The organism is Fictibacillus enclensis (genome assembly GCF_030123385.1).
Taxonomy (GTDB): domain Bacteria; phylum Bacillota; class Bacilli; order Bacillales; family Fictibacillaceae; genus Fictibacillus_C; species Fictibacillus_C enclensis.
Map to the genome: position 1 here is coordinate 2,849,316 of NZ_CP126109.1, position 15,455 is coordinate 2,864,770.

The following is a 15,455-nucleotide window of genomic DNA, read 5'->3' on the forward strand; positions in this document are numbered from 1 at the left end:
ATTCCTCCTAGATGTTTTTATGTTGTAATGTCTTCACCGCAAGCGCGATGGAGAATAATTTACTTTCTGCACTGTCGGCTCTTGAAGTTAGCACGATGGGTGCACGGGCGCCTGCAATGACTGCCCCGACTTTTGCTCCGGAAAAATAAATGAGCGACTTGTACAGGGCGTTGCCCGTTTCTATGGCCGGGACAAGCAGGATGTCCGCCTTGCCCGCCACTTCACCTGTAATTCCCTTATGTTCTGCCGCTTCAGGTGATATGGCATTATCCAATGCGAGCGGTCCTTCAACGACACAGTAAGAAATTTGGCCCCGCTTGTTCATTACAGTCAATGCGCTTGCATCAAGCGTTGCCTGCATGGAAGGATTTATCGTTTCAACCGCTGCGAGAACCGCTACTTTCGGCATCTCCACTCCAATTCCTTTGGCAATCAGGGCTGCATTTTCAATGATTTGTGCTTTTTGCTGCAAATCAGGATTAATGTTCATGCCTGAATCGGTCACAAAAATAAGACGGTCATAGCCAGGAACCTCAAACGCAGCCACATGCGATAAAATTTTACCCGTGCGAAGACCAGCTTCTTTATGAAGAACGGCTTTCAGTAAATCAGAAGTGGGAATCATCCCTTTCATCAGAATGTCTGCTTGTCCGCTGCTCACTCGTTTGACCGCTTCCAATGCTGCCTGATCAGGACTTGCTTCAATGACCTGCAGGTCTGATGCCTCTCCGAGGTTATGCTGTTGCAGCAAAAAGGTTATTTTTTCAGCATTCCCGACGAGGATAAAGGATGAGATTCCCCGTTCGTAGGCCTGTTTGACAGATGCAATAACTTCTTCATCTTCTGCAGCAGCAACAGCAACTGCTTTCTTATTTTCTGCAGTTATGGAGTTCAGCAGATGTTCTAGTTCCAATGTTCAGCCTCCTTTACGCCGCCCTGCTTCTATATTGCAAGAACCGTGCCAAAAAACAAATGTTGCTGTATATGGTTTGAATTTCATTTACCCATGAATAGTATTGCACACTATGAAATTTTTTGCATGCAACACACTTCAGTCTTCTGTTTGAATTCCATATTTCTCAAGTTTGTAATACAGATTTCGGAGCGATATACCAAGAGCTTTTGCACACTTTGTTTTATTTCCATCAACCTCCGCCAACGAGTCAGATAGTATTCTTTTCTCCACTTTGTCCATTTGAACAGATAGCGATTCAATGTCTTTTAGCGAAATCATTCTTTTGTGCGAATCTTCTTGTTTGATTTGTGACGGCAAATCAATATGAACGCCGCTGATTTTTTGTTCATGCGGTTCCATATGAATCATGGCTCTTCCTAAAACGTTCTCCAGTTCCCTCACGTTGCCGGGCCACTCATACTGTTTTAGTATTTCTTCCGCCTGCTCTGTTATTTCTTCAATATTTTTTCCATAATCCTGATTGAGCTTTTTGATCAGATGCTCAGCCAGCATCCGGATGTCCTGTTTACGTGCTCTAAGTGGCGGAATATAAATCGGCATGCGATTCAACCGGTAGTACAAATCCTCGCGAAAAGCACCATCAGCTATCTTTCTTTCAAGGTTAATGTTTGTCGCTGCAATTACCCTTACATTAATGGAAATGGACTTGGTGCCCCCTACTCTCCGAATTTCTTTTTCCTGAAGAACCCGAAGCAGTTTTGCCTGCATCGCCGGTGCCAGCTCCCCGATTTCGTCAAGAAAGATACTTCCTCCGTTCGCCTCTTCAAACAAGCCTCGTTTTCCACCGCGGAGCGCTCCGGAAAACGCGCCTTCCTCATATCCAAACAGCTCGCTTTCAAGCAGCGATTCAGAGATGGCCGCACAATTGACTCTTATAAATTTGTTGTATTTTCTGCTGCTTCCGTTATGGATGGCATGAGCGAATAGCTCTTTTCCCGTACCGGATTCCCCCCTGAGCAGGACAGTGGCAGGTGTGGAAGCAGCAAGTCTTGCCTGTTCCACCGCAAATGTCATTTCCTCGGATTCGCCTTTTATGTCTTCAAAAGTATATTTCGCTTCCAAAGTCCGGATAATCTGGCGGGCACGGCTCAATTCTTCTGTCAGAGATTTAATCTCCGAAACGTCATGAATGACACCCACACTGCCTTTTAGCACCCCGTCAACGATAATGGGAGCCACATTCACAACAACGTCCCTTTTTTGCGGTCCAACCTTCAAACGGGCTCCCCTCACAGGTTTTCGGGTTTTCAGCACCTGCATATGTATACTTTCTCCTTCTGAAATATCAATGGTTGCAGGTTTTCCAATCACCTGATCGGATTTCAGGCCGGTGAGCTTTGTATACGCAGGGTTAATCATGATTCCCTTGCCTTCTTCATCCACAACAGAAATGGCTTCTTCTGATGATTGAATAATCGCATGAAGCATGGACTGAATGCTTTTTAAATTGGTAACCTCCTCAGCCATGTTGATCATTTCCGTGATATCCTTAAACACGGCAAAAGCACCCATTTTATTTCCATATTCATCGATGATCGGAATGCGGGTGGTAATGATTTTGGTACCGTTATCCAATATTTGTTCCTGATTGATTTCTTCTTTCCCCTCAATCATGACACGCGGCAGCTGGCTGGAAGGAATGACATCCTGTACCGGTTTGCCCAACACTCGTTCTTGATCCTGCCCCGTCATTTTCTCGGCACTTTTATTAAACAGCGTGACGTTAAACTTATCATTTATTGCAATCATTCCATCATGCGTCGAATCCAGAATGGTGTTGATTTTATGAAGCTTATTACGGTAAGAAGGAATGGACCCTTCGCCGCCAGACAAGGAGTGAAAGAATTGCCAGGCGGTGGAAGATGTTACAATGCTGACATTGTTTTTAAAAATATTTTTTGTATCATGATGATCCAGCCGGCCGGAAAAATCGATCACCAGTTCAACATCCGAAGCCGCGGCTTCGGAAAGTGTCTCCCTGATCGGAATATCATACTGATCTGCCAGGCTGCTCAATTCTTCTGTAGATTTTGCAACAATCGAACAAAGTTGCAGCACATGGGAAGATGCGAGTAACTGCACCAAGGATTCAAAATGCTCTCCTGTCCCATAAATGACAGCTTTTTGCATAGGTAACTCCTTCTCTTTGCAATTATTTTCATACTTTTATCATACTGGTTTATGAAAAGGTTTGCAATATCAGTTTTTCCGTGTGTACAACCCTTCCAATCTAAAGTACAATGAGGATGGAAAAGGAGAGGACGTTATGCAGCGTTATATCGCCCTGTTGATTATGGTCATTCCAGGTGTTGCCGGAGTGATTGGTGTAAAACTGATGAGAGATGTCCTGTTTGGCATTTTGCATCATGGGTTTTTCGCCCTCTGGTTTCAGTTTCTGGCCGGATTGGTTCTTTTTGCAGCTGGTCTTTCGTTTGTCGGAGGCTTCATTTTTTATCGGGACCGGAAGCGAAACAAGGTTCAAAACCGTTTTCAACGCAAATAGTCCGCTGAAGATCATTCTTCAGCGGACTATTTATTATGGTCTGTTTAATTATATAAGATAGGGAAGGAATACTGGATTAGGATAACTAACCTTTTGGATTATACGGTCATCCCTGATTTATGCTCAATTCTTAGCTTATCTGCAACCATCGCAATAAATTCGGAATTGGTCGGTTTGGCTTTGGACATGGAAACGGTATACCCAAACAGCGATGAAATGCTGTCAATGTTGCCCCGGCTCCAGGCGACTTCAATCGCATGCCGTATGGCCCGTTCCACCCGGCTGCTGGTGGTGTTAAACTTTTTGGCAATGTCCGGATAAAGAACTTTTGTAATGGATCCAAGAAGCTCTATGTCGTTGTAAACCATGGAAATCGCCTCGCGCAGATACATATATCCTTTAATATGCGCAGGAACGCCAATTTCGTGAATGATACTTGTAATGCTCGCATCCAGATTACGTGGCGGCTTGGAGGAATTCACCGATGCTGACGATCTTGCAGACGCCGGACGCTGGACAAACGAGTGGTCGGTTCCACAAATTTGGCGGATCTGGCTTGAAAGATTATCCATATCAAACGGTTTCAGGATGAAGTAAGATGCTCCCAGATCCACTGCCTTTTTAGTCACATCTTCCTGACCAAAAGCCGTCAGCATGATAACATTGGGTTGTGGAAGATGTTCACTTGAACGGATCCTCTCAAGAACGGCCAGACCATCAAGATGAGGCATGATGATGTCCAAAACGAGAACATCAGGCTGTTTATCTTCAAGGACATTCAGGCATTCCTGGCCATTATAGGCCACACCAATCACTTCCATATCATCCTGGTTTGCCAAATACTCTTTCAGCAAACTGATTAATTCGCGATTATCATCAGCCAAACAAACTTTTATTTTTTGCACGAATATTCCTCCCTATCCAACATTTTCTTCTTTTACACTTTAAGATTTCCACAAAAAACCTGTTTTCCCTTTATTTTTTCTCAAATTATTAATTTTAGTTAATATAGCACATTTTCTCTTCAATTATCTTCGGTTTTCGACATCCTTTTAATTTTTCAACCACGCTTGTCGAATTTTCTTTATACTCACTATTGTACAAAAAATTCATAAAAAAGTCTATGTGCCTTCCGATGAAACGAACAGAAAAAAGCAGAGGCGGATTAGCTCGCCTTCTGCTTTTGCTTTCCATATATATCAATCCCGGCTTCATCAAGCATCCATTCAATGTGAACACCATATCCTGATGTGGGATCATTGACAAATACATGAGTAACGGCTCCAATTAGTTTGCCGTTTTGAATGATCGGACTTCCGCTCATCCCCTGTACGATTCCGCCGGTTGCTTTAAGCAGCCTTGGATCGGTAATTTTAATGACCATTCCTTTTGTTGCTGGAAATTTCTGAGGAATAGAACTGACCACATCTACTTGAAAGGCTTGAACTTTGGTGCCGTTCACGACCGTAAGAATCTTAGCTGGCCCTTCCTTTACCTCATCCGAAAGTGCGACAGGTAATGGTTTGTTCCAATTTCCATTGGATAACCCTTCACTAAGCTTTCCGAAAATCCCAAAAGGACTGTTTCTGGAGATGCTTCCAATGCTTTCGTTTTCATCAGTGAACCGTGCGAGCTTTTCGCCCGGATGTCCGTTGCTTCCCTTTTCAATGCTTGTTACTGTGGACCGGAGTATTTCTCCTTTATTGACGACAATCGGCTGCTTCGTATCCATATCTGAGATCACATGACCGAGAGCTCCGTATTTTTGTGTATCCGGATGATAAAATGTCAGTGTGCCTACACCTGCTGCAGAATCCCTGATATACAAACCGATGCGATAGGATAAATCATGCTTATCCTGAAGAGGCTGAAGCTGTCTGTGATACGTTTTTTTGTTGCGGATCAGTGTTACATCCAGCTTGCTCCCTGTTTTCCCCGCTTGTCTTACGAAAGGAGCAACATCACCCATCCTGGCAATACTTTCTCCGTTAATTTTGGTGATAATATCACCAACTTCAATATTTGCGATTTCACCTGGTGACTTTTGTCCTTTTTTCGTGTCCACTAGATGATGGCCTACGACCAATACACCCAGCGTGTTTAATTTAACCCCGATGGATTGCCCCCCGGGCACAACCCGCAGCTCCGGCAATGCGTTTACCCTAATTTTCTTTAACGGAAAGCCCCCTGCTTCAACTGTGACCACAGAATCACCATCCTCTACTGCATGAACAGAAAATGAGTGCTGGCCTTTTGATTTTCCGACCGAGAAAATCGCTTCGTTCTTATCGGATGATACAACATCAGTCCCAGCAGGGAGGTGAGGAACTGCACGTTCCTGCCCATTGAATACCTTTATGGCTGAAGGAAGACCAACATAGTCCTGAACCGGCTTCAAAAAACCGATTCCCACCAGGCATCCAAGGAGAATCACACCAAAAATCCGCCTTATTTTATCTTTAACCATCTTTCACTCTCCTCGCTCCTTACCCACACCTCCAACATGGCTGTACTACTAATTTTGCCTTAGAACTGTAAGATTATAACCGCATAAAAAGAAAAAGCTATCCTGAAATGGATAGCTTTACATACGGTAACAAGAAAGAGCTATGAGGTTTTTTTTATTTCATCCGCCAGATCAAGAAGCTCCCTTGCATGCTGTTTCGTCAATTCGGTAATTTCCACACCTGAAATCATCCGGCCAATTTCGTTGACCTTTTGACTGGTTTCCAGTGATACAACATGAGTGGTGGTGCGCTTGTTGGTGGTTTCTTTTGAAATATGCAAATGGGTATCCGCCATGGCAGCCACCTGCGGCAAATGCGTAATACACAGAACCTGAGAGCCTTCGGACACCCTGAAGATTTTTTCAGCGATCGCTTGGGCGACTCTTCCGCTGACACCGGTATCCACTTCGTCAAAAATGATGGCTGTGATGCCCTGATGCTCTGAAAAAATGGACTTTAATGCAAGAATAACCCGGGAAAGCTCCCCGCCCGATGCCACTTTGGCAAGCGGCTTTAATGGTTCACCGGGATTCGTTGAAATGAAAAACTCTGCATGGTCGCTTCCATACTTTCCAAAATCCTGCTCACGCACTGCACCTTCCTCCCCTAAAGAGGAAATCCTTATGTCAAACACCGTTTTTTCCATATAGAGTGCTTTAAGCTCCTGATGAATATCTGCGATCAGGCTTTCTGCAAGTTTTTTTCGTTTTTTACTTAACTTCATGGCGTTTTTATACAGCTGCTTTTCTTTTTTCTGCAGCTCCTGACGAAGGCTTTCAATATTACCGTCCTTGTTCTGGAGCATGTCAAGTTCTTTTTCAATTTTAGCGGCATAGTCCAAGATCTCATTTACACTGTTGCCGTATTTTCTTTTCAGCTTGCTGATCTCATTTAGCCTTGTTTCAATAAAATCCAGCCTTGCCGGATCAAACTCCATCGTTTCAAAGTAATTGCGAATGGTAAACGCCGCTTCTTCGAGCGCATAAAAGTGATTGGCGACATTTTCCTGCAGCTTATTCAGTTCGTCATCCAGATCGGCCACATTCTGCAAATGGCTTAATGCGACAGATACATTCTCAATCCCTTTGTTTTCTCCGTACAGAGATTCATACGAATCCTGAAGGCTGTTGAACAGCTTCTCGTAATTACCGAGCTTCAGCTTCTCTTCCTGCAGCTCATCATCTTCATTTGCAAGAAGTTCCGCACTGTTGATCTCCTCCAGCTGGTATTGGATTAAATCCAGCCGCTGATTCATCTGCTGTTCATTTTCAGTCAAGTTCCTCAACTGCTTATGAAGATCCTTATAGTTTGCATAAACCGACTGATATTGGGCGATCAATTGCTCCATTTCTTCGCCGCCAAAGCTGTCCAAAAGCGACAAATGCATCTCCGGCTGCATAAGGTATTGGGTTTCATGCTGTCCATGGATATCCACCAGCGATTGCCCAATATCTTTCAGCAGCGTAAGCGTCACAAGCTTGCCATTGATCCGGCATACACTTTTTCCTGATTCCATTATGTCTCTTTTTAAAACCACCATGCCGTCGGGAATATCAATACCCAACTCTTCCGCCTTCGCATAAACAGGATGCGGAGCATCCACCAAAAACAAGCCTTCGATCTCTGCTTTGGCGGTTCCATAACGCACGAATTCAGAAGATCCTCTTCCTCCTATAAGCAAACCAATAGCGTCAATAATAATGGATTTACCTGCACCTGTTTCACCCGTTAAAACCGTTAATCCTTTATTAAATGAAATGGTTAATGCCTCTATAATCGCAAAATTGCGGATGCTTAATTCTGCCAGCAATACTATCACACCTTACCTTATATGCTTTTTGCGCCAAATGGCGCCGGGTCGCTACAGCATGTCCAAAAACCGTTGCGAAACATCCGGAGAAACATCCTTTGAACGGCAAATCACAAGGATCGTGTCATCTCCGCAAATCGTTCCCATAATGTCGTCCCAGTCCAATTTGTCAATGAGCGCACCGATTGCATTTGCATTCCCCGGAAGCGTCTTCATAACAATCAGATGGTCAGCCTGATCAATGCTCACAAAGCTGTCAATTAATGTTCTTCTCAGCTTTTGAAGAGGATTGAACCTTTGGTCAGCGGGGAGACTGTATTTATACCTTCCATCCGACATGGGTACCTTTACGAGATGCAGTTCTTTAATATCACGGGAGACCGTTGCCTGCGTCACATTAAAATGAGCATTGCGAAGCTCCTCGACCAGGTCATCTTGTGTTTCAATTTCTTTATGTGTAATGATTTCCCTTATTTTAATATGACGTTGGCCTTTATTCACATCTTTCACCTCATTTACGAACAAATCTGCTCATATTCTTAAGTATCTGCTCTTATCTTATAATATTGTCACTAACTTGTACATTCTTTACAGCTATCCTTACCTTAACCGTTATTTTAGAAAAAAAACCCGTATCACATGTTTGTAATACGGGTTTTGTGCATTATTCGCCGTCGTCTGCTTTTTTGAACTGTTGATGAGCTTCTTCCACGACGCGTGAAATCTCTTTCGTTGAAAATAGTTCACCGTCCACTTCTTGTGCTTTAAGATGTACCAGAAATTCGATGTTTCCTTCGCCGCCGGTGATGGGAGAGTGGGAAAGGCCGCTGACGCTGTACCCTTCATTTTGTGAAAACTGAATAATCTCCTCGATAACCCTCCGGTGAATAGCAGGATCCCGTACAATGCCTTTTTTCCCAACGTCCTCTCTGCCCGCTTCGAACTGCGGTTTGATCAGCGCCATGACGCTTCCACCAGGCTTTATGATGTTTTTCAGGACAGGAAGAATCAACCGTAACGAAATGAAAGAAACATCAATGGATGCAAAGTCTGGAAGCCCCTTATCCAGATCCTCCGGCTTTACATATCTAAAGTTCGTTCGTTCCATAACAGCCACCCGGTCATCCTGGCGAATCTTCCAGGCGAGCTGGTTATAGCCTACATCCAGGGCATACACAAATTCAGCACCGTTTTGCAGGGCACAATCTGTAAATCCACCGGTTGAGGCTCCGATATCGAGCACCGTAAGACCCTTCAAATCAAGATCAAAAACTTTAATGGCCTTCTCAAGCTTCAGCCCGCCCCTGCTGACATAGGGAATAACATTTCCCTTTACCGACAGAGGGGCATCCACATCGATCTTTACACCAGGTTTGTCTAAACGTTCACTGCCGGAATAAACCAGTCCGGCCATGATGGAACGTTTTGCTTTTTCTCTTGTTTCGCTTAATCCACGCTCTACGAGCAAAACGTCGATTCGTTCCTTCTTCATGTATACAAACCCTTTTTCTTTTTATCGGAAACCAATTTTTTTGTCCGCTCAACAACAACCTCGGTCGTCATTCCAATTTCTTCGAGAAGCTTTGTCACGCTCCCGTGTTCAATAAAGCAATCCGGAATTCCCATTCTGTCCACAATGGTGGAATGGAATTGATGGTCATTGGCATACTCCAGAACGGCGCTTCCAAAGCCGCCCTGCAGCACCGCTTCCTCAATCGTCAAGATGGGAAGATCTTCCTGCAGGATTCCCATCATCATCTTATGATCAAACGGCTTGATGAACCTTGCATTGACGACTCTCACTGAAATCCCTTGTTTTGCAAGAATCTCCCATGCTTCAAGCGCCATCGGAATGGTCGTTCCAAAGGTTAGAATAACAGCATCACTGCCTTCTTTTAACACTTCCCAGCTGCCAATTGGAATTTCTTCCAAATCAGAATCCATTTCAATGCCTATGCCGTTTCCGCGCGGGTAACGAATAGCAATTGGGCCGTCATCGTATTTTACAGCAGTATTGACGAGATGCTGAAGTTCATTCTCGTCTTTCCCCATCGCAATGACCATATTCGGCACATGGCGCATAAAGGCAATATCAAAGACACCCTGATGAGTTTCTCCATCGGCGCCCACAAGTCCGGCGCGGTCGATCGTGAGAATAACGTTCAAATTTTGTCTGGCTACGTCATGCACAAGCTGATCATAAGCCCGCTGAAGGAATGTGGAATAAATAGAAAGCACAGGCTTCATGTTTTGCGTGGCCATCCCGGCTGCCATGGTCATGGCATGTTGTTCCGCAATTCCGACATCAAAAAGCCGGTCTGGGAATTTTTCTGCATATCCCTGCAACTGTGACCCCAAAATCATGGCTGGAGTAATAACGACAATCCGTTCATCGGTCTCAGAGAGCGTGCAAAGCGTATCGCTTACGAGCCTGCTGTAAGAAGGCGCTGCCTGTTTTGCCTTGATTTTCTCACCGGATTCAATCTTGTAAGGCCCTACACCGTGCCAGTGATCAATGATATCCTGTTCTGCCGGTTTGTACCCTTTGCCCTTCTTGGTCAGAACATGAACGATTACGGGTCCTTCTGTCTTTTTGGCATAGCGGAGGTTCTCCTCCAGATCTTCCAGATCATGCCCGTCCACTGGTCCAAGATAGGTGTAGCCAAGTTCCTCAAAGAACATGCCAGAAACGAGCATATATTTCAGGCTGTCCTTCACACGTTCGGCCGTGGCTGCCAGCTTACCGCCAAAGGCAGGAATCTTGCGGATCAATGATTCGAGTTCATCCTTGGCCTTATTGTACTTCTTGGCAGTTCTCATACGTCCGAGCACACTGTGAAGCGCACCAACATTTGGCGCTATGGACATTTCATTGTCATTTAAGACCACAATCAGGTCTTTCTTTTCATGACCGATATGATTTAAAGCTTCAAGGGCCATGCCTCCTGTTAACGCACCGTCCCCGATGATCGCAACTACCTTTTCATCGGTTCCTTTCAAGTCACGCGCAACCGCCATGCCCATCGCAGCAGAAAGCGATGTGGAGCTATGACCGGTTTCCCAGACATCATGCTCGCTTTCAATGCGTTTCGGAAAACCGCAAAGGCCTTTATATTGGCGTAGCGTATCAAACTGGCCGGTTCTTCCGGTCAGAATTTTGTGGATATACGCTTGATGGCCAACGTCCCAGATGAACTTGTCCTTTGGGCTGTCAAAAATTTTATGAAGAGCAAGAGTCAGCTCAACGACCCCCAGGTTTGCCCCGAGATGCCCGCCGGTTACGGATAATTTGCTGATTAAAAACTGCCGAATCTCAAGCGCAAGTTTTTTAAGCTGTTCTTGATCATAATTCTTTAAGAACTGAGGGTTTTGAATCTCTTCCAGTTTCATGGAAAATCCTCACTTTCCAATTTAGTTCCTTCTCTTTCCTCTCTTAGAAGAAGTACCAAATAATCTAATCTTTAATTTTTCCTCAAAAAAATATAATAAACGGCCCACTTGAAAAATAATGGCTGTCGCATGATGGATGGCATAGGACTTGCCGAACGCCTTGCCTCCAACAGTTATGGCCGCAATGATTCCTGTAAATAAAATGGATATGGTATGTTCAAACAACGTTCCCTCTCCATGACCGAGCGTCATCGTTAATTCAATGATAACCGCTGCGGACGCCGTACCACTGATAATTCCCGAAATATCGCCGATGACATCATTGCAAAAGTTGGAAACCCTGTCCGCATTCCGGGTGATCTGGATCGCGTGCCGGGAGCCCGGAACTTTTTCTGAAGCCATGGCATGAAAAGGCACTTCGTTGGCTGCTGTGGATGCTACTCCAATAATATCAAAAAACACACCTATAAGAACAATAATTAACACAATCACCATACCCATGCCCCATGATACACCACTTAGCATCAAGGTGGAAGCCACTGAAAAAATTGCCGCTAACACTAGGGTGATAACGGCAATGCCTGTACTCCATTTTATCGATTTATGAAATGAATGCTTCATAAAAAACTCCCGGATAAAATGAATGCCTTACGCTTAACCAGGCGTAAGGCCTCATTTGAATTATGTATGAGGAGTGGTCATTCAAAAAGTAAACGCTGCGGCTTAGGTCCAGTAGGTTTTCCCAAGAGGAAACGAATTTGTCGCCAAATTCGCGGTTTCCCTTTACTTCCTCCTTAACGCAGTCGCCTGGCGTTAGACTGGATTGCCACTTAGTCCGCACTATAATCCTTTTTGAATGTCGGTGGGAACAGTCTAGGAGTTTTCCTCAACAGCCCTTCCCCATTTCCCTAGCCTCTTTTGCAGAGCTGATTTCATATGGCATAAACAAAGATCCGGCGGCCAACCGTCACCCGTTTCCATGTCCATAATCCCCTCAAACTCCACTCAAGGCAGGCTACGCTGCTTGTTTCCGCTCAAGGATTTGAGCAGAACAAAAACAGGTTCAAACCCCATTTCACAGCAAGGTATTAGCACACAAGCCGCAAAGATGGGGGCCTCCGCGGAAGCAGGGTCATCGCCCACATGCCATTGTGGATCGCCCTGCGACCTTAACTCCCAGCGTCAACCCAAGGCTGGGCGCCTCAAGCCGGCACCAGGAACTTCATCGATGTGCCCTTTGGCGGATTTTTAGGCCCGCCTTCAGGAATGGGAGACTGACTAGAATACTGCACCACTCCAAAATATTACTTATCATACCATAAAATCGGACAGCCAACAATAAGCCCAAAACCTTAATGGTTTCTATTTACAATATAATCAGCTATGCCTTCAAGTATGACTGGATCTACATCCGCTTTTCTCAGATTTTCTTTGGAGAGCGTAAGATGGCGGGCAAGCTGTTCTTTAGCACCGTCAAGTGTGAGCAGCTTCGGATACGTACTTTTCATATTGTGCTCGTCACTTCCTGCCAATTTTCCCATCAGCTCTGAGTCCCCCATCACATCGAGGATATCGTCCTGAATCTGAAATGCGATGCCAAGATGTCGGCTGAACGCACTAAGCTGTGCGAAATCGTGTTCGGAGGCATTGGCCAAAATGGCGCCAAAAAGGACGGACGCCTCAAGAAGACGGCCCGTTTTTCTTTCATGTATGGACTGAAGCTCATCGAGAGTAAGATCCATGTTTTCCGATTCCATGTCCACGGTCTGACCCGCCACCATTCCTTCAGCTCCGGCTGCTTCAGCCAATAAGGAAAGAAGTTCAACTTTATGACCGGAGGTATACGTGCTGCTTTGGGCAATCAACTGAAAACTCATGGTCAAAAGGGCATCACCGGCAAGAATAGCGGTCGCTTCCCCGAACATTTTATGATTTGTGGGTTTTCCCCTTCGTAAATCATCATCATCCATGGATGGGAGATCGTCATGGATCAAGGAATAGGTATGAACCATTTCAAGCGCACACGCCGCCTCCATCCCCATTTCAGCTCTCTGTCCGAAGGCTTCCAGCACGGAGAGCGTTAAAATGGGGCGAAGCCGTTTCCCTCCAGCTTCAAGCGAGTAAAGCATGGCTTCCTTCAAATGGGATGGAATGGCTTTATCCTTTATATAAGAAGGAAGGTATTCATCAATCAAATGTTTTTTGTCTTTCAGGTAATCTTGTATCTTCATCTATTGTTCATCGTCCTTAACAAGAAAAGGTTCGGACTCTCCATTGTCTTTCATGATTGTATCCATTTTCTTTTCGATGTTCTGCAATTTGGAATGGCAGACCTTCGATAAAGCCATCCCTTGTTGAAACAAATCGATGCTTTCTTCCAATGGAACGTCTCCTTCTTCCAGACGCTCGACGATTTGCTCCAACTGTTCCATCGCTGCTTCAAATGTAATATTTTTTTGTTCAGCCATTGTTTTTCTCCTCCAATCCCCATACCTGGCAATCCAGTTTTCCATCCTGAAGCCTTACAGTCACTTTATCTCCAGGCTGGACTTGTCCCACACTCTTTACAAGTTGTTCTTCTTCTGTATAGACAAGACTGTAGCCCCTCTCCATAACAGCGAGCGGGCTAAGTGCGTTCAAACGCGACAGCTTCCCCTGGAAACCTGTCTGGCTGTTTTTTATTTGCTGCAGCATCGAGCGTGAAAGCGATCTTCCCAGCTTCGATTGTCTTTCTTTCCATTTCTGAATCTGATCCGCCGGAGAAAAATAAGAAAGCTGTTTCTGACGCTCACTTATCTTGTTCTTTTGCAAATCAAAATTCCGCTGGACTTCCCGTGTCATGGATTCCATCACCCGGTCCAGTTCTACCTCTTTTTGCTTGATGAGTTGATCCGGATAGCGGAAGGCATACGATTTCTGCAGCCGTGACAGCTGTGTTCGGTATTGGGCAATCTGCTCACCCATCGCACGCCTGAGCCTCATCGTCCGCTGCGTAAGCCTGTCTTGAAGTTCATCCATATGGGGCACCGCTAATTCCGCTGCCGCAGTAGGTGTAGGGGCCCGCAAATCCGCGACAAAGTCGGCGATTGTAAAGTCGGTTTCATGGCCGACTGCCGAAATAACAGGGATCACTGACCGGTGAATCGCACGGGCCACCACTTCCTCGTTGAAGGCCCACAGCTCCTCGATTGAACCTCCCCCGCGCCCTACAATAAGTACATGCGCGGAGCCGGCATTCGCCTTTTCAATCGCTGAGGCGATAGAAGCAGCTGCTCCTGCCCCCTGGACCAAAACCGGGTATACCGTCACCTTGGTCACGGGAAATCTCCTCTTGATGGTGGTAATAATATCCCTTACTGCAGCACCGGTCGGCGAAGTAATAACACCAATTTCAGAAGGAAAGGATGGTATTTCTTTTTTAATAGCAGCATCAAACAGACCTTCTTCTTCCAGCTTCCTTTTCAGCTCTTCATAGGCAAGAAAAAGGTTCCCCACACCATCCTTCTTCATCGACCTGGCATACAGCTGATATTGTCCCTGAGGTTCATAAACCGACATTTCACCCTGAATCAAAACCTTCATCCCGTTTTCTGGATGGAAGGAAAGAAAGCGGTTGTTGCCGGCAAACATGACAGCATTCACTCTGCTGTGTTCATCTTTGAGCGTGAAATACAAATGACCGCGGCTATGTCGTTTCACATTGGACAGTTCTCCGCGGACCCAGACATTATTGAGATTTTGGTCTTCTTCAAATACCCGCTTAATGTAACGGGTAACCGAACTTATCGTTACATAACGGTCATTTTGCACAGAAATGTCTCCTTATTTTGAAAAATGCTGTACGACTTTGACGAGCACGCCATTAACAAAACGCCCTGACTCTTCTCCACCGAAGACCTTTGCAAGTTCAATCGCTTCATTCATGGAGACATTAACCGGAATATCATCAAGAAACTGCATTTCGTAAACAGCGAGACGCAATACCGCTTTTTCCACATTTGCCAGCCGTGAAAAACTCCAGTTTTCCAGATGGCTGGAAATCAGTTCGTCGATTTCCTTTTTGTGTTCCATTGTTCCAAAAACAAGATGGTGAAGGAATTCGTCCTCTCTTTCTCCTTCTTCCAAAACATGCTTTATGGCAGCTTCCGGTTCAATATCACTCACTTCGATTTGAAATAAAGACTGAAATGCCTTTTCTCTTGCAAGTCTACGTTTCATCTTTTACGTCCTTTCTGCTTCGTACCTTAATATAAATGAAATCATATCACA

General features: G+C 45.1%; 14 protein-coding genes. 1 reads left to right on the plus strand and 13 read right to left on the minus strand.

Features of this window, described 5'->3' with window-relative positions:
- Nucleotides 1-7: 7 nt before the first annotated feature.
- Both yqiS and QNH15_RS14970 read right to left on the minus strand, forming a co-directional pair.
- The gene (gene yqiS, locus QNH15_RS14965) at nucleotides 8-913 is read right to left on the minus strand and encodes a phosphate butyryltransferase (protein ID WP_283889155.1); all 906 of its coding nucleotides are present in this window, start codon (nucleotides 911-913) and stop codon (nucleotides 8-10) included.
- A 138-nt stretch (nucleotides 914-1,051) separates the two neighbouring features.
- A complete protein-coding gene (locus tag QNH15_RS14970) occupies nucleotides 1,052-3,106 on the minus strand; it encodes a sigma-54 interaction domain-containing protein (RefSeq protein ID WP_283889156.1) in 2,055 nt (684 codons plus the stop codon).
- Between the two features lie 136 nt (nucleotides 3,107-3,242).
- Here QNH15_RS14970 and QNH15_RS14975 point away from each other — a divergent pair, with 136 nt between their 5' ends.
- The gene (locus tag QNH15_RS14975; protein ID WP_283889157.1) at nucleotides 3,243-3,479 is read left to right on the plus strand and encodes a DUF2627 domain-containing protein; all 237 of its coding nucleotides are present in this window, start codon (nucleotides 3,243-3,245) and stop codon (nucleotides 3,477-3,479) included.
- A gap of 98 nt (nucleotides 3,480-3,577) precedes the next feature.
- Here QNH15_RS14975 and spo0A read toward each other — a convergent pair whose 3' ends face one another.
- The 11 genes from spo0A to nusB form a co-directional block, all read right to left on the minus strand.
- A complete protein-coding gene (gene spo0A, locus QNH15_RS14980; protein WP_061970925.1) occupies nucleotides 3,578-4,384 on the minus strand; it encodes a sporulation transcription factor Spo0A in 807 nt (268 codons plus the stop codon).
- Nucleotides 4,385-4,644: 260 nt separating this feature from the next.
- On the minus strand, nucleotides 4,645-5,946 hold the full coding sequence (gene spoIVB / locus QNH15_RS14985) for a SpoIVB peptidase (RefSeq protein ID WP_283889158.1): 1,302 nt from the start codon (nucleotides 5,944-5,946) through the stop codon (nucleotides 4,645-4,647).
- Nucleotides 5,947-6,086: 140 nt separating this feature from the next.
- Nucleotides 6,087-7,796 carry a DNA repair protein RecN gene (gene recN, locus QNH15_RS14990; RefSeq protein ID WP_283889159.1) on the minus strand — a complete coding sequence of 570 codons (1,710 nt, stop codon included), beginning with the start codon at nucleotides 7,794-7,796 and terminating at the stop codon, nucleotides 6,087-6,089.
- A gap of 51 nt (nucleotides 7,797-7,847) precedes the next feature.
- The gene (ahrC, locus tag QNH15_RS14995) at nucleotides 7,848-8,297 is read right to left on the minus strand and encodes a transcriptional regulator AhrC/ArgR (protein WP_283889160.1); all 450 of its coding nucleotides are present in this window, start codon (nucleotides 8,295-8,297) and stop codon (nucleotides 7,848-7,850) included.
- Between the two features lie 163 nt (nucleotides 8,298-8,460).
- A complete protein-coding gene (locus QNH15_RS15000; RefSeq protein ID WP_283889161.1) occupies nucleotides 8,461-9,288 on the minus strand; it encodes a TlyA family RNA methyltransferase in 828 nt (275 codons plus the stop codon).
- Entirely contained in the window at nucleotides 9,285-11,186 is a 1,902-nt protein-coding gene (gene dxs / locus QNH15_RS15005; RefSeq protein ID WP_283889162.1) for a 1-deoxy-D-xylulose-5-phosphate synthase, read from the minus strand. The genes QNH15_RS15000 and dxs overlap by 4 nt, the downstream gene beginning before the upstream one ends.
- 21 nt (nucleotides 11,187-11,207) lie before the next feature.
- A complete protein-coding gene (locus QNH15_RS15010; protein WP_061970938.1) occupies nucleotides 11,208-11,807 on the minus strand; it encodes a hypothetical protein in 600 nt (199 codons plus the stop codon).
- Between the two features lie 731 nt (nucleotides 11,808-12,538).
- A complete protein-coding gene (locus QNH15_RS15015) occupies nucleotides 12,539-13,417 on the minus strand; it encodes a polyprenyl synthetase family protein (protein WP_283889163.1) in 879 nt (292 codons plus the stop codon).
- A complete protein-coding gene (locus tag QNH15_RS15020; RefSeq protein ID WP_061970942.1) occupies nucleotides 13,418-13,654 on the minus strand; it encodes an exodeoxyribonuclease VII small subunit in 237 nt (78 codons plus the stop codon).
- The gene (gene xseA / locus QNH15_RS15025) at nucleotides 13,647-14,996 is read right to left on the minus strand and encodes an exodeoxyribonuclease VII large subunit (protein WP_283889164.1); all 1,350 of its coding nucleotides are present in this window, start codon (nucleotides 14,994-14,996) and stop codon (nucleotides 13,647-13,649) included. The genes QNH15_RS15020 and xseA overlap by 8 nt, the downstream gene beginning before the upstream one ends.
- Nucleotides 14,997-15,008: 12 nt before the next feature.
- A complete protein-coding gene (gene nusB / locus QNH15_RS15030; protein WP_061970946.1) occupies nucleotides 15,009-15,404 on the minus strand; it encodes a transcription antitermination factor NusB in 396 nt (131 codons plus the stop codon).
- Between the last annotated feature and the right edge of the window lie 51 nt (nucleotides 15,405-15,455).